At 46.0% G+C, this 20,140-nt stretch carries 20 protein-coding genes and 1 riboswitch; of the genes, 10 read left to right on the top strand and 10 right to left on the bottom strand.

Annotation, left to right across the window (positions count from 1 at the left end):
- Nucleotides 1-14: 14 nt before the first annotated feature.
- Nucleotides 15-2,882 (bottom strand): 2-oxoglutarate dehydrogenase E1 component, encoded by a 2,868-nt coding sequence (locus MHH63_RS22270; RefSeq protein ID WP_076185640.1) that lies wholly within the window; start codon nt 2,880-2,882, stop codon nt 15-17.
- Between the two features lie 470 nt (nt 2,883-3,352).
- Nucleotides 3,353-3,437, top strand: a riboswitch (cyclic di-GMP riboswitch).
- A 27-nt stretch (nt 3,438-3,464) separates the two neighbouring features.
- Between MHH63_RS22270 and MHH63_RS22265 the strand changes: the two genes are divergently transcribed.
- Nucleotides 3,465-3,620, top strand: coding sequence for an anti-repressor SinI family protein (locus MHH63_RS22265; RefSeq protein WP_232061118.1), 156 nt, complete (start codon nt 3,465-3,467; stop codon nt 3,618-3,620).
- Between the two features lie 107 nt (nt 3,621-3,727).
- Here MHH63_RS22265 and MHH63_RS22260 read toward each other — a convergent pair whose 3' ends face one another.
- The 8 genes from MHH63_RS22260 to MHH63_RS22225 form a co-directional block, all read right to left on the bottom strand.
- Nucleotides 3,728-4,057: a helix-turn-helix domain-containing protein gene (locus MHH63_RS22260; RefSeq protein WP_036682795.1), complete on the bottom strand. Its 330-nt coding sequence runs from the start codon at nt 4,055-4,057 to the stop codon at nt 3,728-3,730.
- A gap of 169 nt (nt 4,058-4,226) precedes the next feature.
- Complete coding sequence (locus MHH63_RS22255; RefSeq protein WP_036682781.1) at nt 4,227-4,835, bottom strand: TasA family protein; 609 nt, start codon at nt 4,833-4,835, stop codon at nt 4,227-4,229.
- Between the two features lie 90 nt (nt 4,836-4,925).
- Complete coding sequence (sipW, locus tag MHH63_RS22250) at nt 4,926-5,516, bottom strand: signal peptidase I SipW (RefSeq protein WP_076124645.1); 591 nt, start codon at nt 5,514-5,516, stop codon at nt 4,926-4,928.
- Between the two features lies 1 nt (nt 5,517).
- Nucleotides 5,518-6,693 carry a hypothetical protein gene (locus tag MHH63_RS22245; RefSeq protein WP_341172119.1) on the bottom strand — a complete coding sequence of 392 codons (1,176 nt, stop codon included), beginning with the start codon at nt 6,691-6,693 and terminating at the stop codon, nt 5,518-5,520.
- Between the two features lie 379 nt (nt 6,694-7,072).
- Nucleotides 7,073-8,050, bottom strand: a complete 978-nt coding sequence (locus MHH63_RS22240; RefSeq protein WP_076124641.1) for an aldo/keto reductase — start codon at nt 8,048-8,050, stop codon at nt 7,073-7,075.
- 52 nt (nt 8,051-8,102) lie between these two features.
- The gene (locus MHH63_RS22235) at nt 8,103-8,318 is read right to left on the bottom strand and encodes a hypothetical protein (RefSeq protein WP_076278921.1); all 216 of its coding nucleotides are present in this window, start codon (nt 8,316-8,318) and stop codon (nt 8,103-8,105) included.
- Nucleotides 8,319-8,408: 90 nt separating this feature from the next.
- Nucleotides 8,409-8,975 carry a PadR family transcriptional regulator gene (locus MHH63_RS22230; RefSeq protein WP_036682773.1) on the bottom strand — a complete coding sequence of 189 codons (567 nt, stop codon included), beginning with the start codon at nt 8,973-8,975 and terminating at the stop codon, nt 8,409-8,411.
- A gap of 5 nt (nt 8,976-8,980) precedes the next feature.
- Nucleotides 8,981-10,501, bottom strand: a complete 1,521-nt coding sequence (locus MHH63_RS22225; protein ID WP_036682771.1) for an MDR family MFS transporter — start codon at nt 10,499-10,501, stop codon at nt 8,981-8,983.
- Nucleotides 10,502-10,761: 260 nt separating this feature from the next.
- Here MHH63_RS22225 and MHH63_RS22220 point away from each other — a divergent pair, with 260 nt between their 5' ends.
- The 9 genes from MHH63_RS22220 (at nt 10,762) to MHH63_RS22180 (ending at nt 19,042) form a co-directional block, all read left to right on the top strand.
- Nucleotides 10,762-11,109: a metal-sensitive transcriptional regulator gene (locus tag MHH63_RS22220; protein WP_076124636.1), complete on the top strand. Its 348-nt coding sequence runs from the start codon at nt 10,762-10,764 to the stop codon at nt 11,107-11,109.
- A 53-nt stretch (nt 11,110-11,162) separates the two neighbouring features.
- A complete protein-coding gene (locus tag MHH63_RS22215) occupies nt 11,163-11,363 on the top strand; it encodes a copper ion binding protein (RefSeq protein ID WP_076124634.1) in 201 nt (66 codons plus the stop codon).
- A gap of 113 nt (nt 11,364-11,476) precedes the next feature.
- A complete protein-coding gene (locus tag MHH63_RS22210) occupies nt 11,477-13,939 on the top strand; it encodes a heavy metal translocating P-type ATPase (RefSeq protein ID WP_076282344.1) in 2,463 nt (820 codons plus the stop codon).
- A 31-nt stretch (nt 13,940-13,970) separates the two neighbouring features.
- Nucleotides 13,971-14,723: an oxygen-insensitive NADPH nitroreductase gene (nfsA, locus tag MHH63_RS22205; RefSeq protein ID WP_076310042.1), complete on the top strand. Its 753-nt coding sequence runs from the start codon at nt 13,971-13,973 to the stop codon at nt 14,721-14,723.
- A gap of 195 nt (nt 14,724-14,918) precedes the next feature.
- Nucleotides 14,919-15,827: an ABC transporter ATP-binding protein gene (locus MHH63_RS22200; RefSeq protein ID WP_341172118.1), complete on the top strand. Its 909-nt coding sequence runs from the start codon at nt 14,919-14,921 to the stop codon at nt 15,825-15,827.
- A 2-nt stretch (nt 15,828-15,829) separates the two neighbouring features.
- Nucleotides 15,830-16,564 (top strand): ABC transporter permease, encoded by a 735-nt coding sequence (locus tag MHH63_RS22195; RefSeq protein ID WP_036682760.1) that lies wholly within the window; start codon nt 15,830-15,832, stop codon nt 16,562-16,564.
- A gap of 4 nt (nt 16,565-16,568) precedes the next feature.
- Nucleotides 16,569-17,723 (top strand): sensor histidine kinase, encoded by a 1,155-nt coding sequence (locus tag MHH63_RS22190; RefSeq protein WP_341172117.1) that lies wholly within the window; start codon nt 16,569-16,571, stop codon nt 17,721-17,723.
- Nucleotides 17,720-18,322 carry a response regulator transcription factor gene (locus MHH63_RS22185; protein WP_036682756.1) on the top strand — a complete coding sequence of 201 codons (603 nt, stop codon included), beginning with the start codon at nt 17,720-17,722 and terminating at the stop codon, nt 18,320-18,322. The genes MHH63_RS22190 and MHH63_RS22185 overlap by 4 nt, the downstream gene beginning before the upstream one ends.
- Nucleotides 18,323-18,340: 18 nt before the next feature.
- Nucleotides 18,341-19,042: a histidine phosphatase family protein gene (locus MHH63_RS22180; RefSeq protein ID WP_341172116.1), complete on the top strand. Its 702-nt coding sequence runs from the start codon at nt 18,341-18,343 to the stop codon at nt 19,040-19,042.
- Nucleotides 19,043-19,563: 521 nt separating this feature from the next.
- Here MHH63_RS22180 and infC read toward each other — a convergent pair.
- Nucleotides 19,564-20,082 (bottom strand): translation initiation factor IF-3, encoded by a 519-nt coding sequence (gene infC, locus MHH63_RS22175; protein ID WP_076124627.1) that lies wholly within the window; start codon nt 20,080-20,082, stop codon nt 19,564-19,566.
- Between the last annotated feature and the right edge of the window lie 58 nt (nt 20,083-20,140).

Below are 20,140 nucleotides of genomic sequence, written 5' to 3'. Positions count from 1 at the left end.
GTGATACCGTCCTCTTAAGAGGACGGTACAGCCGCTTGTACGTTCGAATTTGATTTTAGGGCTTCTGTTACAATTCTACGTTGTTCGAAGCTATGCACATCTGCATAACCACTGGCCGGGCTGGAACGTTCCGGACGGCCGATATATCTTACGCCGGCATTTTTCGGTGCGATGGCGCGTAACCGAGGCTCACTATAGCTCCAGCCGCCCATATTTTTCGGCTCTTCTTGCACCCAGACAATTTCCTGAAGGGAGCTGAAGGAGTTTAAATGTTCGCTTAGCTCCTGTTCCGGGAACGGATAAAGCTGCTCTAGGCGAAGAACATGCAGCCATGACCAATCCTTATCCGGTGCTGCTTCCAGTTCTGTTTGGATGTCGATAGCGACTTTACCGCTGCAGACTACGAGCCGTTTAACTTCACTTGGTTTCTGGCCAAGCAAAGATTCAGCTAATACAGGCTTGAATTGTCCTGAAGCCAGCTCGGTTCCGGCAGAAGTGCTGCGCGTATTCCGAATGAGACTTTTCGGCGTCATAATGACTAGCGGTCTAGCATCTTCCTGCCCGCATAACGCTGCTTGGCGCCGCAGCAGATGGAAATATTGCGAAGCGGTAGTCAGGTTAGCGACCGTCCAGTTCTCCTCAGCGGATAGCTGCAAGAACCGTTCCAGCCTACCGCTGGAGTGCTCAGGTCCCTGTCCTTCGTAGCCATGCGGCAGCATGATGACGAGATTGCTGCGCTGTGTCCATTTGGCGCGTCCAGCGGCAATGAACTGGTCAAAAATAACCTGACCCGCATTGGCGAAATCACCATACTGTGCTTCCCAGATTACGAAGGTTTCCGGTGCAAACACATTATAACCATATTCAAAGCCTAATACTGATGCCTCTGACAATGGACTGTTGTATACGCCAAAGGAGGCACGGGAATCGCTTAGCTGATGTAGCGGAGAGAATAAATCTCCTGTTTTACTGTCGTGCAGCACCAGATGGCGATGTGCGAAGGTTCCGCGCTGGGCATCTTGACCGCTCAGTCGGATGGGCGTTCCATTTTTCAGAATGGTAGCGAAGGCTAATGTTTCAGCCAGTGCCCAGTCGACCTTTTCACCCTCATTCAGTGCATCTTTACGACGTTGTAAAATGCGCTCCAGCTTCGGGTAAACCTGGAATCCAGCAGGAACCGTCAACAGTTCACGATTGATCTCCTGCAGGCTGGAGATGGATACCGCTGTAGTGTTTGCCGCTGCGCGGTCCGTTTGTAGAGGAATGAAGGCTTTGGGTTCTTTTTTCTTATGATTGCCTTCCTTCATAGTATCGTACGCACGCTGCAATACGCTTTCTGCTTCAGCATTCATCTTTTGTACGTCTTCGGCGGTAAGAACCTTTTCGTTTTTCAGTCTCTCTGCATAAACCTTGTAGACGGTTGGATGATTGCGAACCTTGCCGTAGACAATAGGTTGTGTGGTTTCAGGATCATCCATTTCGTTGTGACCATGACGGCGGTAGCCGATGAGATCAATTACGAAATCTTTTTTGAATTGATGGCGGTATGCGCTAGCTAAACGTACAGCTGCTACGCAGGCCTCTGGGTCATCAGCGTTGACATGGACTATTGGGATTTCATACCCTTTGGCGATGTCACTCGCATAATGCGTAGAACGGGAATCTTCACTTTCAGTCGTAAAACCAATTCGGTTATTAACAATGATATGGATCGTCCCACCATTTTGATAACCTTGAAGTTTGCCGATATTAAGCGTTTCTGCAACAATTCCTTCACCTGGAAAAGCAGCATCGCCATGCATCAGCACCGCCATAGCTTTACTGGTATCAATCTTCGGCAGTCCTGCAGTGCTCCGATCTTCTTGTGCGGCACGAGTGAAACCTTCCACGACAGGATTGACGAATTCCAAGTGACTTGGGTTATTCGCTAGTGTTATTCTTGTGCGTACGGTTTCTCCTTCACGGACAGCACGGTCTGCACCGAGATGGTATTTCACATCACCTGTCCAACCATAGTTAATGCCTGTGGAGCCTTCGGAAGGGAAAAGCTCCTTGTTCGGAGAATGATGAAACTCTGAAAATATGATATCATAAGGTTTGCCCAAAATATGTGCAAGAACGTTGAGGCGGCCGCGATGCGCCATGCCCATCAAAATATGCTCCGCACCGTCATGTGCAGCAGCACGTACGATTTCATCTAACATCGGCACAAGAGCATCATTGCCTTCAAGACTGAAACGCTTCTGACCTACAAAAGTCTTGTGGAGGAAGGTTTCAAATTGCTCTACCTGAATCAGGCGGTTCAGGAGCTCTTTGCGTTCTGTATTATTTAGGGGTGCTGGTGAGCTGGTGGATTCTGCCTGTCTATTTAGCCATTGCAGTTCTTTTTCTTCATGCACATGCCCGAATTCATAGGCGATAGTCTTGGTGTATGCCTGACGCATACGTTGCACGGCATCCCATCCGGTATGCACATCATTCGGCGCATTTTCCCATATAAGCGTGGCAGGCAGTGCGATCAGGTCTTCGCGGGTCAGCCCATAGGTTTCAAGCTCAAGATATTTTGCCATGGGATTCTGATCGCGTACCAGCGGATCAATTTCAGCGGCCATATGGCCATATATACGAATATTGGCGATTAGCTTGGAAGCTCTTACTGCTTTTCTAAGCCATTCGGTGTCTCCCGAGATGCGCGGCTGAGGAGCCGGTTCGCTATCCGGAGTTAGGGGAGGAGGTCCCGAATTTGTAAAAAGCTCGCGATAATTATTTTCTACGGTGGAGGGATCTTTCACAAACTGTTCATATCTTTCTTGAATGTAGCCTAAATTGGGTCCGTAATACTTACTCCAAATGGATTCGTTATAGGGCTCTTTGGCTGCCATGAATACATCCTCCTTAACGGATGAACTCCATACGTGACATTTTGTGTCAACGCTTACTGGAGCTGTGATGATTGCGGTTTCATTTCTCATCTTATTGTGCTACTTTCGGCCACTGTAATCAATTCATTCTTTCGTCCAATACGTTCGCAAAATGGTATGGGTTAGCTTGTTCTAATGAAAAGAAGGGTGTTTCTTCTCATTACCCATTCTAAAGGCCTATTAAAATGATTCTATTATCCTTATTTTTAACTATTAGGTCAGTAAATATTTATTTTGCTAGTACAATTTATTTTATGTAACGGACGAGTATCGTGATAATCGGACAAGATCTTTGAAAAAAAATCTTTTATTTTTCGTTTTTAAAATAGAAAGTAACCAGGAATCGACACACTTTTCCGCTTTCTTTTTGTATAATGTTATTGCAGATAGTAATTTTATAGTTTTTTAAGTAGATCCTTTCGTGAAAAGGGTCCAGTAAAAGGTAAACTTGCCGAAAGGCAGGGGCACAAAGTCGCGGGTCTAAGGTAGAGATACTATGACAGCCGGATTGCCTGGGGACGTAAAATCTTAGGGGGAGATTTTTTGGAAAAGTCCAACCAGGGTAGCAACAGAGAACAGCAGTTTATTGATCTGGATCAAGAGTGGGTACATTTATTATTAGCAGCTAAGAAGGCTGGCATTAAGGCAGATGAAATCCGCCAGTTCTTTCATGAGAAAACTGTGCAGATCGTGCAGTAATACATTAGAGGGGTTACATATCGAAAAAGGGCACAGCGGTTCTTCGCTGTGTCCTTTTTCGATATGATTTAGTAGAAGAGAGGATCGTACCAGATTAGTAGGAAGTATTAATCCTTTTGATCGAGCTTCCATTTCTGATAGTCCAGAAATTCTTTGAATTCGCGTTTGCTAATGCCTGAGTCCATAGCTTCCTGCACCAATCGGAACCATTCCGAATCTAAATGTGATTCCTCTGCATCATTGGGTTCTCCATAGAGTAGGGCATGAATGGATACCTGAAGCGCGTCAGCGATTTTTTCGATAAACTGGATGGATGGATTGGATTGGATGTTTCTCTCCACGTTGCTAAGATACGACTTAGCCACATCTGCTCTGTCCGCAAGCTCAGATAGGGAGAAACCCTTGTCTAGGCGGAGCTGCTGGATACGTTGGCCCATATTCTGTGGCACTATGCTGACGCCCCTCCGTAATTTTTGTTATTAGTATAGCAAATATCAATAAATCGGACAAAGTTTATTGTAAAGAGAAGAGCAGCAATCTGCTTATCCGTGGCCGGATTCAGGATCTGCTGCTCTTCGAGTATTTTATTAAATTACTTTATTGATCTTAGTAGTCTTTTTTCGCACCTTGTTTAGCTACGAAATCCCAAGTCAGTGTTAAGCTATCGCCTTGGAAAATATTTTGATCTTGGTTATTTTCCACAAATTCGAATTGGACGGAGAAGCTGTCGTTGGTACCGGCTTTAATACCGGATGCTTCGGTAAAGAGTTGATCCCAACCTGTATTTTTTACGAGATCCGGATGCTGACTTTTTAAAGCAGCAAGTGTAGTCTCATAAACTACATTTTCAGGAGAGACGATAGGTACTCCTTTATCATTATTTCTAAGGAATTTAACTTTAATGAACTCGGCTAAATCCAGGTAGTTATCTCCTTTAGCATCCGTGATTTGAGTCGATGTATTCAGAATAATAGATCCGATATCGAGCGAACCATCGTTTTTCAATTTGAAGGATTTAGTTACCGTATCACCTGGTTTCAGGTTAGGAATATTAACGATGACAGAAGGGTCGGAGTTCAGATCGAGCGTGCCCGCTGCGAATGTAGCTGTGCTTTGCGCAGTGTCGCTAAAGTATGCGAAGGTTCCTCCGCCGATTAATGATAAACCCAGTGCTGCAGATGCTACGCCAAGACCCAATGTTTTCTTGATACCCATAATAAAATTCCTCCTCAAATTTGTGTTTGAATTTTTTATAAAATTTATATATTGTATCTTCCGGTTCGTAAGCGGAAGTGGACAATCAACTTAGGGCTGTGTTTCTGTTGGGGGCGGTGAGGCTGGCAGTAGGGCAGCATTTTTCTTTTCTAATGCAGCTACAGCCTTCCAAGAGGTATACAGAGCATAGAGCAGAAGCATCAAGCCAGGCACGATCATGAGGACTACACTTCCAGCTTTGGAAACCGCGAAATTCATAGCGTAACCGACATAGGGTACAGTGACCCCGGTATACTGAGCTACAACATTCACAGAACTGGTAGGGTTCATGTCGGGCGCGTCGTTGTTATCGCCTTTAGTGCGATAAACAGCTTCACCAGTAGCGTTATTGACGGTCGCTTCTACAATCCGGTGAGTAATGAGCAGATTATCTTCATTCCTAAAGGTGATGACATCGCCTGGTTTGAAACGATTCATATCCCCTCCGGGTTTTAATGCGACAATTGAGCCTGTCTGAATTCCTGGTTCCATCGATCCTGAGAGTACGGTTTTGATCTCATATCCGAAGAAAGCAGGTTCACCGCCGGAGGCCTTGGATAACACTACGGCTGCCACCAGCAGAATAAAGATCACAAGCATTAAGCTCGATAGGGTATTATTGATAATTTTTTTAATTCGCATCTTATTCTCCACCTTTCTCAGGTTGAGGGTCCGAAGGAGCTTGGGTTGCTACCGGCGGGGTAGTCGTACTGTCTTCCGCCTTTGGCGTCTCTTGTGGAGCCTCTTGCTGAGGGACATCTTTTGGAATTGTGAGCTCTTCGTCAATTTCCGGCTTAACCGGGTCAGTGGCTGGGGCTTCAGGTTGTTCTTTATTTGGGGCTTCCAGAGCAGTTTCGCCTGATGTTGGAGGGGTTGCCTCAGCTTTCGCTTTATCCTCGGCTTCTTGTTGCCTTTTCTCCTCAGCCAAACGTTCTTCTTCTTTTTTCGCTTCTTCTTCTTTCTTTGCTTGCTCTTCTTCTAGCCGAGCTTTTTCAAGCTCTTCTAGTTTTTGCTCGCGAGTCTGACTGATCAATTGGAGTTTATCTTGAAGGGTAGTGATACCTGAGGTTGCCGATTCTTTATGGTTAGTCAATTCGGTATTTAGAGCTTCATAAGATGAGGTGAGGTCGCTAGAGATCACGCCGTCTGGTTGAGTGAAGGTAATCAGGAATGGCAGTGGCTGTGGGAACTCTCCTTCGCGTAATTCAAGTTGTCCATAAACATCACTGGTAACTACCGAAGCGAATGGAAGACCAACATCGTGTATGGAGGTTAGGTAACTAATAACTCCATTTAAGGAAGCATTCAAGGATTCTGAGATCACACCGCTTTGATTCAGGCTGCTTTGTAAATCTCTGAAAAATTGCTCGTCCTTGATTTCTAGACAGTTGGAATCTAGAGAAGTCATATATCCTCCTATCTGGAAGAGTAAGGCTGCTGCTGCACTTAGCTCATTGTGGATTTGATTCCAAATTTGGCTGTTAGCCGCCAGTTGCTCGTTAACGCTATCTATTTGGGATTGAAGCGCCGCTATTTGCGAAGAAATCTCTTCTGCAGCGACATCAAGCTCTTCCAGCGACATCCCTTCTATTCCCGAAACGTCCGAGTAGTTAGCTGATGAGGAAAAGGGCTGTAGTGATTCTTTTAAAGTGAGCGCTCGATTAACATGCTCTTTGAACTCTGTAAGCAGTGCCTTGATCGAATTCGGAAATACTTCGCAAAAGCTAATCGTGCTAGTGGTTTGCGTAGCGGCTCCAAAGCCTCCATAGGTACCACCAACTTGCTGCGAGGTATATAGAAATAAGACGGAGACAGCCATTCCTGATTGCAGTATACGTAATCCGATTTTCCTGTTTCTTCTAGGTCTTCTCCTTGCTGATCTGGGTCTCAGAGGAATACCTCCCCTCAATGTCTGTTTCTTTGGTTCGTTATTATCGTTCTTTATTAAGAACAACTTCTGTAATGAATCATACATGGAATAAATCAAAAAGAAAACTGCCAATAACGCGCATTTGTACTCTATAAAGAACGAAAATGATAATTTATCTCTAAATAACTCCATATATCGCTCGATTACTAAATATATTCTCAATAAAGAACGATAAGTTAGAGTGATTCGCAAAAAAATACCCGGCTCGCAGTAGTAACGCGAGCCGGGCATAAGCGGAGTAATGAAGTTGAGAATATAAATGTATATGTTACGGAAGTTTTGAACCGCGTGAACTAACATACAGGTCATACCATTCTTTACGGCTAAGCTCCAGCTTGTCCGCATCGGCACAGGCAGTAATACGCTTCGGATTCACAGTTCCAATAACAGGCTGAATGGCAGCTGGATGTGTCATTAGCCAAGCCAGTACAATGGCTTCGGGTGTTGTTCCTTTTTCATCTGCAAGCTGTTGGACCATAGCTGCTGTTTGGACGATATTCTCCGGTTGATCCTCTAATGAACGCCCGCTAAATAGACCTTGGGCGAGTGGCCCCCAGGCTTGAAGCTGAATGTTCTCCATTCGACAATGTTCAAGGGTTCCCTCAGGAAAGATAATATCCTTCCAGGGTTCACGATTTACACTGATTCCAGCATCCACCCAGCTGATCTTAGCCAAGCTCATATGCAGCTGGTTTACGATAAAAGGTTCATCGCAATAAGTCTGCAGCAGCTTGATCTGAGCGGCGCTCATATTGGAAACCCCGAAATGACGAACCTTACCAGCGGCCTTCAGTTGATGTAATGCGGAGGCTACTTCCTCGGGATCCATTAAGGGATCAGGTCTATGCAGTAGAAGAATATCAATGTATTCGGTCCCAAGTCGTGACAATATTCCATCTACACTGTTCAGAATATGTTGGCCAGAGAAATCAAACGTATTAGTGCTGTCTCCAGGCTCCATTAGCTTAATTCCACATTTAGATTGAATTATGATTTCTTCACGTAGTCTTGGACGATCCTTAAAAATCTGACCGAATACCTTCTCCGCCTTCCCACGAGTATAGATATCTGCATGATCAAACATGTTGATGCCGATGGAAAGGGCGGCATCAACCGCTTCATGTCCCTGTTTAACATTCTCCGCAGTAATCGGCTCATGGTCCCAGTCACCGCCTAGCCCCATGCAGCCTAAAGCAATGCGGCTTGCGGGAATCCCGCGCTTGTTTAAAGGTAACGCTTTCAACAATGTGATTCCTCCTTGGAAATTATGATTGCGTACTTGTAGATATTGTACACTCTCAGAAGCCCGTATGGTATTTTTTGTCGCTGGAAGAGCGGTGTTTGGTCTCTTCTTTATTCTTTTCTTCGTGCTTTTCCAGCGTCAAATCTTCCATCGGAATCGGGTCTACATTCTGCTCACTTTCATGAAGATCGAATAGACTTTCTTTCTCTGTTGGATATTGTTCCGGGTGATCCCGTTTGTCACTATTCCGCTGATGTTTTTCTTGAGTCATTTTTACCGCCTCGCCTTTCTTTGAGATTTAATGGCTATTGTGCTCGTTAATAAACGTATTTTGACTCCCTTAAACAGAAAAAAGAGGCCATTAGGCCTCTAAATTCAACGGTGTCCCTATGTCTTTTAGCTTGCGTGCTACAACATCATCGTATAGGCGCTGCAGCCATTTCAGCTCAGTCAGGGTGTGCTCATATGTACCGTACATTAGATGCAGGGCAGAACGAGGCACGATGGAGATATGCTCCTCGTATACCTGATAAGCCAGATTAACCTGATGTTCTGTTTCCCGGAGGCGTTCCTCGAGCAGCTTCTCAACCTTGCTCTGATCGATATGACGGGACATAGCCAGGGCCATATACATCGGATGATAGAAGGGTTCGTTTTTCTTAATCTGTTGCAGGATAAGCTGTTCGAATAAAGCTTTACCTTGCTCCGTTATGGCATAGATTGTTTTGTCCGGCCGATCACTGCTGCGGATGACCTCTAAAGCTTCTATATAACCATCTTGTGCAAGCTTATCCACAGCATAATAGAGTGATCCCATCTGCAGCTTCGTGATCCGGTCCATGGAACGTTCCTTCATCACTAATGTGATTTCATAGGGATGCATGTTCCGCTCCAGCAGTAAACCTAAAATGGCTAATTTCATGGACATAATGGTTACCTTTTGCCCTCTGACGCCTGAACAGCTTTAGCAGGAATGGTAAGACGGTCTTTTGGCATGAGCAGTACAAAGACTAGACCGAGCACTGCAGGAATCAAAGCCCACATAAAGGTTTGTGCAATAGAGGTGGATAACGCACTTGATATTTTTTCTAATATTTCAGCAGGGATCTTTGCTCTTGCTTCAGGTGTTAACGCAGCGCGTGGATCTCCGAAAGCTGCTGACTGTTCACTACCGCCAAAAGCATCGCTTAGACTGTTAGTAAAGCTATTCCGCTGAATAATCCCGAAGATCGTAATTCCCAGCGTCATTCCAAGGGAGCGCATGAAGGTACTGGTCGATGTTGCCGATCCCCGTTGGCGCATATCGAAATTATGGATAGCTGCCATACTCAGCACGGAGAAGGAAAAGCCTACGCCGAACCCAGTCAGAGCCATAAATACATTAAGCATGAGGCGGGAGGTATCTGGTGATAAAGTGCTTAGGCTGTAGACCCCTGCGACAAAGCAGACTGCGGATAGGATCATAATGTTGCGGAAGCTGGTTTTTGTTGTAAGCAGCCCCCCGGTCTGACTGCCAACGACCGTACCGATCATCATCGGCATAAGGATCAGCCCTGAGTTCGTAGCTGAGCCGCCAAATACACCCTGCACAAAGATAGGAATGTAAATAGTAGCTACGATAAAAGCAGAGCCATAAAATAGGCTGGTCACGCTGCTTGTTGCAAACAACCGTTTGCGGAACATAGCGAACGAGATCACAGGTTCAGCAGCTACTCTCTCAATAAGGATAAACGCCAGCAAGAGAACAGCAAAACCTACGAATAAGCCAAGGATGGCACTGGAATCCCAAGCATATTGATTACCACCAAGTTCCAGAGCGAACATTAGGCAGATAATCGCGCCAACCAGAGTGAAGGCTCCACCCCAGTCAATGCGCTGTTTAGCGTGGGAGATCGACTCCTTATAAGAAGTTGCAATCAGGAACAGTGCAATAATTCCTAGCGGCAGGTTAATGTAGAATACCCACTGCCAACCAACATAGTCGGTAATATAGGCACCGAGTAAAGGTCCAAGTACACTGGAGATTCCGAAGACGGCTCCAAAGAGACCGGTCAATTTTCCTCTTTTTTCAGGCGGGTAAATGTCGAAAACGATGGTGAAGGCGATTGGCATTAGTGCACCGCCGCCGATCCCTTGAATGGCACGGTAAATACTGAGCTGTGTGATACTGGTGGCAGTACCGCACAAAGCCGAGCCAATCAGGAATACAATCAATCCGAAAATGAAGAAACGTTTACGTCCATACATATCAGAGAGCTTGCCGAAGATAGGGGTTCCGGCCATTACCATTACCATGTAAGCGGAGGTTACCCATACGATTTTATCCAGACCGCCAAGATCTGAGACTATCGTTCCCATAGCTGAAGCTACAATGGTATTGTCCATTGCGGACATAAGAATACCAAGCAGCAGGCCAACCACTACGAGTTTAAGATTACTTTCTTTAGTATGCATGCTTCGCAGCTCCTTTTTCTTAATAGTGATAGTTCTGTTCGAAAAATGTTCATAATTAGAAGCAAAATTTATTATATTCAAATTTGAATAGGGAGGCAATAGTTTTTTTAAAAAAATAGAGATGTATAGCCAACCGTAGAAGAATACGGCGGTAATATAGGGACAAACTACCCGTGGAGATCATCTGTGGATGAATTAGGAATGCCTCTTGACATACCCTACGGGGGTATATTATATTATAACCAAGGAGGCTGATTCTTATGTCTACTGCCAAGAAAGAGCAAGCTGCAGAATCCTGCGACATAAATTGTCATTCTTCATCATCAGGAGAACGAAAAAGTCATCATTCGGCAGAATTCAAGAATAACTTGAATACGCGCCTCAACCGGATTGAAGGCCAGATCCGCGGGGTAAAGGGTATGATTGAGCGGGATACCTATTGTGATGATGTACTCAACCAGCTCGCAGCGGTACAGGCGGCGTTAAATGGTGTCGGTAAGATGCTGTTAGAAGGACATATGAAAAGTTGCATTGTTGAGCGAATCGAAGCTGGCGAACATGAGGTTATCGACGAGCTCCTAATTACGGTTAACAAATTAATGAAATAATAAGCTAATGCTTCTAGAGCATAGCTTCACAACATTTATTGGAGGTTATATTAATGTCAAACGCTACATTAAACGTTGAAGGAATGTCTTGTGGTCACTGTGTTAACTCCGTAGAGAAAGCCGTAGGCAATCTTGGAGCCACAGCTAAAGTTGATCTTGCTGCTAAGAAAGTTTCTGTCGAGTATGATGAGAACAAAGTAAGCCTTGGTGCGATTAAAGAAGCAATTGTAGATCAAGGGTATGACGTAGTTTAATTTGAAGCACAGTAATAAGGCTTGGAGTGATATGGGGAAGCTACCCAAAGCTCCAATGCCTTTTCTTTTAGAAATTATCATACCCTATAGGGGTATGTGGAGGCGTGGAAATCATGGATAAAACCAAAACAACAGCTTCACCAACCGAACAGCAGGCAACTGTACAGATTACAGGCATGACCTGTTCCGCTTGTGCAACCCGAATTGAGAAGGGTTTGTCCCGGATGGACGGCGTATCTCGTGCGAATGTGAATCTAGCCTTGGAACAGGCTACTGTTGGATTTGATCCGACAGTATCAGGGTTGCCACAAATTGAAGATAAAATCCGTTCTCTTGGTTATGACACTATTAAAGAATCTGCGGATTTTGATATATCGGGGATGACCTGTGCTGCTTGTTCCTCACGGATTGAAAAAGTGTTGAGCCGTACACCGGGTATAGCAGCAGTTAATGTGAATTTAGCGCTGGAAACAGCACATGTAGAATATACACCCGGTAATATCAGTCCAAGGGAGATCATGGAGAAGGTAAGCAGTATCGGCTATAAAGCTTCTCTTAAAGAAGACCGCAAGGATCATGTGGATCGTCGTGGAAAAGAAATTCAGCATAAAAAGTGGAAATGGATCATTTCTGCAATTCTTTCGTTCCCATTGTTATGGGCGATGGCGGGTCATTTCTCCTTCACCGGCTGGATTCCAACACCGGATATATTTATGAATCCTTGGTTCCAGCTTGTGCTGGCTACCCCTGTGCAATTTATCATCGGTTGGCAGTTCTACGTCGGTGCTTATAAAGCCCTTCGTAACCGGAGTGCCAATATGGATGTGTTGGTCGTATTAGGGACGTCGGCAGCTTATTTCTACAGTCTTTATCTGACTATTGATTCCTTAAGTATGAAGGGAATGAATCATACTGTAGAAATGTATTATGAGACGAGTGCTGTACTCATTACACTTATCCTTGTCGGTAAATGGTTTGAGGCGCTGGCGAAAGGCCGTTCCTCTGACGCAATCAAAAGCTTAATGGGTCTTCAGGCAAAAACCGCCCTCGTAATTCGGGATGGGCAAGAAATGAATATCCCGACAGATGAAGTTATTCCTGGTGATATTGTATTGGTGAAGCCCGGAACAAAGGTACCTGTGGATGGCGAAGTTGTCGAGGGGTCTTCTTCTGTGGATGAGTCGATGTTGACCGGAGAAAGTATTCCTGTGGAGAAAAAACCAGGGGATACCGTGATCGGTGCCACTATGAATAAGAACGGTATCTTGAGAATCAAAGCCAATAAAGTGGGTCGCGACACTGCGCTGGCTCAAATTATCCGAGTAGTGGAGGAAGCTCAAGGCTCCAAAGCTCCGATTCAGCGGATTGCCGATGTAATCTCAGGGATTTTTGTGCCGATTGTTGTGGGTATTGCCGTAATAACTTTTCTGATCTGGTATTTCTGGGCAGCCCCTGGCCAGTTCGCTGATGCCCTCGAAAAAGCCATTGCAGTGCTCGTAATCGCTTGTCCATGTGCGCTAGGTCTGGCAACGCCAACCTCCATTATGGCAGGATCGGGCCGGGCAGCAGAGCTTGGAATTCTCTTCAAGGGCGGGGAGCATTTAGAGGGAGCGCAAGGGATTCAGACCGTTGTGCTAGATAAAACAGGTACAGTGACGAATGGTAAACCCGTGCTTACCGATGTTGTGACTACTACTGGAATTGCAGCTTATGGAAAAGAAAACGCAGAAAACCGATTGTTAGCTTTAACTGCAGCTGCTGAAAAGCTATCTGAGCATCCACTTGCGGAAGCTATTGTTGCTGGCGCTGCTGATAGAGGTTTGGCTTTGCCTACTGCTGAGCAGTTTGATAATGTGCCCGGACGTGGAATTATGGCCGTTGTCTCCGATCAGCAGGTTATGGTAGGCACGCGGCGGATGATGGAAGATCATCAGCTTGATATCACAGAATGGACTCCAATTATGAAGAAGCTGGAGGAGTCGGGAAAGACAGCTATGCTAGTAGCGGTAGAGAGTGAAATCGCTGGGATTGTGGCCGTTGCTGATACGATTAAACCGACCTCAAAAGCGGCTGTAGCCGCGCTCCATGATATGGGTATTGAAGTCGTAATGATCACTGGTGACAATAAAATTACAGCTGAGGCTATTGCGAAGCAGGCAGGGATCGAGAAAGTGTTAGCAGAGGTTCTGCCAGAGGGCAAAGCTGAAGAGGTTCGCAAGCTCCAACAGAATGGGACTAAGGTTGCCATGGTTGGGGATGGGATCAACGATGCTCCGGCACTGGCTACTGCCGATACGGGTATGGCGATTGGGACAGGAACGGATATAGCTATGGAAGCAGCTGATATTACGCTGATGCGCGGGGATCTGAAGAGTATTCCTGATGCGATCATGATGAGCCGCAAAACGATGAGAAATATTAAACAAAATTTGTTCTGGGCGCTTGCTTACAATACAATAGGAATACCGATTGCTGCACTTGGGTTTCTAGCCCCATGGCTGGCAGGAGCTGCGATGGCATTTAGCTCCGTGTCTGTTGTTTTGAATGCACTTCGGCTACAGCGGGTAAAGCTGTAATATCACCATCACTATTTAGGGAGTGGCCACAGTGCAAGTAAATAACGATACAATTTCTCTGTTAATGAAACATGCATCTGTCCGCAAGTTTCAGGATAAGCCAGTAAGTGAAGATCAGCTTAGCGCTATTATTGGAGCAGCTCAGATGGCTTCAACCTCAAGTAATGTTCAGGCTTATAGTGTTATTGCAATTACTGACCCGGCACTAAAGACGGAGCTTGCGGGACTAGCGGGCAATCAGGCTTATATAGAACAATGCCCAGTGTTTTTGGTCTGGTGCGCTGATCTGTATCGGCTGCGCGAGGTGACGAAACCTCATTTGCAGGGAGAGACTTCTTATGAAGATTCTGCTGAGAACCTGATTGTAGCTACCGTTGATGTTGCGCTTGCTGCACAGAATGCTGCAGTGGCTGCGGAATCACTAGGACTTGGAATTGTATATATCGGTGGAATCCGTAACCGGATCGCGGAGGTATCGGAATTGCTGGGACTGCCTGAATTGGTCTATCCGATATTCGGGATGTGTGTAGGTTATCCTGACGGAGCTTCGGGCCTGCGTCCGCGGCTTCCACTAGAGGCTGTTCTGCATCGTAATCGCTATAATGCGGAAACCACTGTGGAGCAGGTCAAAACTTACGATAAAGTCTCCTCAGACTATATGCGTGAGCGGACCCACGGCGCCAAAGACACCCCTTGGTCGGCCATTATGGCGGAGCGATTGGCACAGCCAGCACGGCTGCATATGAAGGAGTTCCTGCTGGAAAAAGGATTCCTCCGGAGATAACTAAACTCTCTTCACCTAAAGAGGCTGCCTTATTAGTAGTTTATTCTACTGATAGGGCAGCCTCTTTTTTTTATTCGAAGCCAGGAAGGTGACAGTTGTCATCTTAAAGAAATGACAGTCCATACTAATGTCATGTCTTCTTTTTCCATATGATTGAAATAGATCAAACGCATTCGGAAGCGGAGGGATTACGTTATGGATAATATTATAGAAATGCACGGGGTCAGCAAAATATATAAGGATAAAAAGGCCGTAGATAATATCAGCTTTAACATTGCTAAAGGTTCGATTACAGCTATTCTGGGACCGAACGGAGCGGGTAAAACAACGGCATTAGGCATGCTGCTGGGGCTAATAGAGCCTACCGAGGGTACAGTGGAGTTGTTCGGTCATCATCCGAAGGATAAAGCAGTACGTGAAAAGACTGGAGCGATGCTGCAGGAGGTAAGTGTAATGGATCGGCTAAAGGTGCGGGAGATCATTGATCTGATCCGCAGTTATTATCCAAAGCCTATGGATGTGGAGTTTCTAATTAAGGCTACTGGACTTGCGCCAGCCGATTTGAATAGATACGCCGAGAAGCTCTCGGGCGGTCAAAAGCGTAGTTTGGGCTTTGCGCTAGCCCTCGCGGGTAATCCGGAGCTGATCTTTTTCGATGAACCTACAGTCGGACTTGATATTACTTCCCGGCGGCGGTTCTGGGAAACGGTTCGTGGACTTGCAGAGCAAGGAAAAACGATTGTGTTCACGACCCATTATTTGCAGGAAGCAGAAGATATCGCGGATCGTATTCTGTTATTCAGTAAAGGCCACTTAGTTGCGGACGGAAGTCCAGATGAGATTAAATCGCGGATTGTGAAGCGTTCCGTGTCCTTCCTGCCTGTGGGTGATCGCTCGCAATTGCGCAGAAACCTGCTAGACCTAGCTGCTATAGAGGATTGTTATGAAAAAGATGGCCGCATTCACGTGACCACAGAGGATACAGATGAGGCGCTTAAAGCGATTTTTGTGGCTGGACTTCCTGTGAAAGATGTTCGAATTGATCAGGGACGTTTGGATGAGGCTTTTGAACAATTGACCATGAACCAAGAGGAGGCTGTCTAACCATGAGACTAATTACTGTACAGTGTAAAGCGGAAATGCTGCGGATCATCCGTAATCCCTATTATGTGTTCTGGTCTTTGCTCATGCCCATCATGTTCTATTTCATCTTCACCCGGGTGGTCAATACAGGTAGCGATGACCTAACGTGGCGTGCTCATTATTTAATGTCTATGGCGACCTTCAGTGTAATGGGCTCAGCCATTATGACGCTTGGCATCCGGTTGGTGCAAGAACGAACACAAGGCTGGACCACCTTTATTCGGATTACACCGCTGCCGGGATCGATCTATTTTTTCGGAAAAATGTTCGGACAGACGATGATGCATCTGTTTTCGGTCATTTGTATTTTTATCGCAGGCTATTTAATCAATGGCGTCTCTTTATCCGCAGGTCAATGGGTGCTTAGCGGGCTGTGGATCCTGATCGGTTCTCTACCATTTTTAGCGATTGGTACGCTTGTAGGTGCTATGAAACGGGTGGATACAGCCAGTGGAGTCAGCAACGTGATTTATATGGCTCTTGCTGTAGCAGGAGGCATGTGGATGCCGATTGAGATACTGCCACGATTAATGCAGCGGATTGGTCATTGGTTGCCTTCCTATAACTATGGGAATGGAGCCTGGGAAATCGTTCGTGGCTCAGCTCCGACATGGAGTAATGTCTTGATTTTACTCGGATATTTGGTAGTTTTTATGTTACTATCGGTCTATATTCGAAAAAAACAGGAAGCGGTGTGAATGAATGTCTGAGCGTGCGAAGTTCCGGTTATTTCCACAAAAACAGGGTTTTTTCCCTTTTGTATGGGCTGTTTATCTGGTTTTGCCCATCCTGAATTTGCGCGGGGAGACTGGAATGAAGCTCATCCTGGGCGGGATTATGATAGCGGTGTTTGCCCTCAGCTATCGCCAGCTGTATTGGGTGCGGGGTGGAGTGTTTAATGTTTGGTTATTTATTCAAATGTTAATCATCGTGGTGCTTAGTTTGTTCTATACCCCCTATAATCTGTACATGGGCTTTTTCACCGCAAATTTTATCGCATATTATACGGAGAATAAAGGGTTCAAAATTGCATTTGCTTCTTTTGTGATCATGATCCTTTCGGTGCTGGTCTTAGTGGGTCGTGAGATGGAGTGGGGAAGCGTGATGTTTTTAGCTCCGTTTATTATTATTATGTTGATTAGTCCGTTCGGAGTGAGGTCCATGAATCGGAATCAGAAGCTGGAGAAAGAGCTGGATCAAGCGAATGAGGTGATTAAAGAGCTGGTGAAGCGTGAGGAACGAATGCGAATCGCCCGTGACCTGCATGATACCCTTGGCCATACCTTGTCCCTGATTACGTTAAAGAGCCAACTCGTAGAGAAGCTGGTGACGAAAAATACGGAGCGAGCTCAAGAGGAAGCACGAGAAATTCAGCGCACTTCACGGGCTGCGCTCCGTCAAGTGCGTGAGCTAGTGTCGGAAATGCGAGCGATCTCAGTAGCAGAGGAACTGGCTGAGGCTGGAGAGATGCTGCGAACGGCAGAGATCGCCTTAGAAGTGGAAGGGGATATCTCTCTGGAGGGGGTATCCGACCTGACGCAAAATATCCTTAGCCTCTGTATCAAAGAAGCAGTGACTAATATCGTAAAGCATAGTAGAGCGGACAAATGCTTCATAGGAGTGGCAAAGCTGGCTGGAGAAGTGCGAATTACCGTTAAGGATAACGGCATTGGTCTACAGCATGGGGAGAGAGGGAATGGTGGGCTTAGCGATGGAAATGGCATGAAGGGAATGGCAGAGCGTCTATCCCTGATTAATGGCTCCCTGTCACTAAGCTCAGCTGAGGGTCAGGGAGCTACGCTGATCGTTACCATCCCGCTAATCGTAAAAGATGCACAAGGGGGTGAGACTGCATGATAAGCATTGTTATAGCGGAGGACCAACGTCTGCTTCGGGGAGCGATGGCTTCTTTGCTGGATCTTGAAGACGATATCGAAGTAGTCGGAGAAGCTTGTGATGGGGCGGAGGCGTTAGCTTTAATCGACAAGCTTCAGCCAGATGTCTGTCTCATGGACATTGAAATGCCGTTCAAGAGCGGGCTGGAGGTTGCAGAAATATTGCGGAGTAAGGGTTGTCCGACCCGAATTATTATTTTGACCACCTTTGCCCGTCCAGGGTATTTTGAGCGTGGAGTAAAGGCTGGTATTCAAGGGTATTTGTTGAAGGACGAGCCTGTAGATAAGCTAGCTGAATCTATTCGTCGTGTCATGGCTGGACATCGGGAGGTATCTCCTGAGTTAGTCTTCGGCAGTCTGCGGGAGGAGAATCCATTAACAGCACGGGAGCGCGAGATTTTAAAACTGGCTGGAGAAGGGCAAACCGCGAGCGAGATAGCCTTTTCGCTGCATCTCTCTTATGGCACTGTCCGCAATTACATCTCTGAAATACTCAATAAGCTGGAAGTGAAAAGCCGGATTGAGGCGGTACGGCTGGCGGAAGAAAAAGGCTGGATTTGAGGGGAGGAGGGCATTGTTATGCAAATATTTCTGATTCGTCATGGTGATCCGGACTATTCCATAGATGATCTAACGGAATTCGGGCATCAGGAAGCAGCGGCATTGGGAAAACGCATGGGATTTATCGGACTGGATGAATTATATGCTTCACCATTGGGTAGAGCACAGACAACAGCAAGTTATGTGGCCAAAGAGACGGGACTTGTAATTCAGACAGAACCTTGGACTTGTGAATTGGATTGGACAGGGGTTATGTTGGATGGACAAATGGCGCCTATATGGGATAGTCCCGGAGAACATATTAGTGAACTATCGAGTGGAAAAAGAGAATGGTCTGATCAAACAGATCATTGGTTAAAACAAGAGGAATACAAATTGCGGTTTAGCGAACTACAAGCGGCTTCAGATCAATTCTTGCTTCGCCACCACTATAAAAGAGAAGATGGCCTATATCGTATCCTCGAGCCTTCTACCAAGAAGATTGGAGTTGTGTGTCATGGTGGCTTTGGCCTTGCATGGCTAGCCCATTTATTGCAGATTCCTTTAGCCTTGGCTTGGTCCGTATTTTGGCTTGCTCCAAGCTCGGTAACGACGATCTTGTTTGAAGAGCGCAGCGAGCACTATGCAGTTCCCAGATGTATTGGATTGGGAGATGTCTCCCACCTCTATGCTGGGGGTATGAACTATCGCCCAAGGGGATTAATGGGTAATCATGTTTAAGGTGACTGATTAAGAGCGAGCAAGAACATTGTCTATGAAGTGAAAAGCCATCCTGTAGAGGATGGCCTTTTTTAATAATACAAGAAAGTATAAGTTTGGCACGATACATTATCCTTCTATTTCTCGCATAAACGCTTACCGTCCTTTAGGGGCACCGAAGGCGCTTTTGCTTGCATATAAGAATCATGCCCCTTGCCCAGTTCCTGATTTCCACTTGCTATTGTGCTAACGGACTTAGATGCAGCTATTTGTACATTTTAAGCCTTTTGGAGGAAGTTGCGGACTCGAGAGATCTTATTTTCCATAAATGGAGGGAATATCGTGCTATTTTAGTGATATAAAGTCTCTGAAGTCCGTTAGCATCCCAGAACAGCGAAATAGTTACGAATAAGGGCTGTGGTGTCCAAACGCAATTCTGAATTCTGCTCGCAATTAAGCTACATTTGCTGATAGCAGCAGCTTTTTCATGAAATGGTCTACTAATTTTGGTTTTGAGCCTAAATTATCTGAAATTCCACTCTTCACCGTGGATTTAATTTCACCTGTGAACCTTTGCCGCCTGTCTGTATGCCAGTTTCCTTCGTTCCAACTTCCTTCAAGTCAGTCACTAGTCGTTCCAATACGGCCTTGGAGGCAGCAGCTTCCTTCGCACCGGATGCTTTGACAACTAATTGCACCGGCTTGCCGGAGCGTAGATGCTTCTCGGCCTGACGGAGCTTCGTATCGTAGTCATGCTCTTCAATATGAGCAGTGAAGCGGAGCTCTTTGACCTTCTCCTTGCTGCCGCCCTTTGCAGCTGAGCCACCACTGGCCTTGCGTGCTGAGGCTGCTTCTTTCTGCGCGGCCGCTTTTGCTTTGCCCTTTGCAGTTAGGCTGCAGGGCGGTGGGCTGCTCATTAGCGAGGTGCATACCAGATCAGCTCCCGCTGATCTGGCCATGGCCAGCGCCTCTTCCCGTGAGACGATACCCAGCTTCTCACCCCTAAGTCCTGTAAGAACTACTTCGGATGCTCTGATTTGTTCATTGATTAATACTGCCACTTCTATGAATCCTCCCCTGATAACGATGATAAAGCTATCATATATGGAACTAGCTTGA

This window comes from Paenibacillus sp. FSL H3-0310 (assembly GCF_038002785.1).
GTDB classification, from domain to species: Bacteria; Bacillota; Bacilli; order Paenibacillales; family Paenibacillaceae; genus Paenibacillus_AQ; species Paenibacillus_AQ odorifer.
This window is presented reverse-complemented; position numbering and strand designations above follow the sequence as displayed.

Excerpts from the sequence above, each read along its gene's own strand:
- MHH63_RS22270 (WP_076185640.1), bottom strand. The coding sequence starts at position 2,882 with ATGGCAGCCAAAGAGCCCTATAACGAATCCATTTGGAGTAAGTATTAC.
- MHH63_RS22260 (WP_036682795.1), bottom strand. The coding sequence starts at position 4,057 with ATGGGCCAACGTATCCAGCAGCTCCGCCTAGACAAGGGTTTCTCCCTA.
- MHH63_RS22255 (WP_036682781.1), bottom strand. The coding sequence starts at position 4,835 with ATGGGTATCAAGAAAACATTGGGTCTTGGCGTAGCATCTGCAGCACTG.
- sipW (WP_076124645.1), bottom strand. The coding sequence starts at position 5,516 with ATGCGAATTAAAAAAATTATCAATAATACCCTATCGAGCTTAATGCTT.
- MHH63_RS22245 (WP_341172119.1), bottom strand. The coding sequence starts at position 6,693 with ATGGCTGTCTCCGTCTTATTTCTATATACCTCGCAGCAAGTTGGTGGT.
- MHH63_RS22235 (WP_076278921.1), bottom strand. The coding sequence starts at position 8,318 with ATGACTCAAGAAAAACATCAGCGGAATAGTGACAAACGGGATCACCCG.
- MHH63_RS22230 (WP_036682773.1), bottom strand. The coding sequence starts at position 8,975 with ATGTCCATGAAATTAGCCATTTTAGGTTTACTGCTGGAGCGGAACATG.
- MHH63_RS22225 (WP_036682771.1), bottom strand. The coding sequence starts at position 10,501 with ATGCATACTAAAGAAAGTAATCTTAAACTCGTAGTGGTTGGCCTGCTG.
- MHH63_RS22220 (WP_076124636.1), top strand. The coding sequence starts at position 10,762 with ATGTCTACTGCCAAGAAAGAGCAAGCTGCAGAATCCTGCGACATAAAT.
- MHH63_RS22215 (WP_076124634.1), top strand. The coding sequence starts at position 11,163 with ATGTCAAACGCTACATTAAACGTTGAAGGAATGTCTTGTGGTCACTGT.
- MHH63_RS22210 (WP_076282344.1), top strand. The coding sequence starts at position 11,477 with ATGGATAAAACCAAAACAACAGCTTCACCAACCGAACAGCAGGCAACT.
- MHH63_RS22200 (WP_341172118.1), top strand. The coding sequence starts at position 14,919 with ATGGATAATATTATAGAAATGCACGGGGTCAGCAAAATATATAAGGAT.
- MHH63_RS22195 (WP_036682760.1), top strand. The coding sequence starts at position 15,830 with ATGAGACTAATTACTGTACAGTGTAAAGCGGAAATGCTGCGGATCATC.
- MHH63_RS22190 (WP_341172117.1), top strand. The coding sequence starts at position 16,569 with ATGTCTGAGCGTGCGAAGTTCCGGTTATTTCCACAAAAACAGGGTTTT.
- MHH63_RS22185 (WP_036682756.1), top strand. The coding sequence starts at position 17,720 with ATGATAAGCATTGTTATAGCGGAGGACCAACGTCTGCTTCGGGGAGCG.
- MHH63_RS22180 (WP_341172116.1), top strand. The coding sequence starts at position 18,341 with ATGCAAATATTTCTGATTCGTCATGGTGATCCGGACTATTCCATAGAT.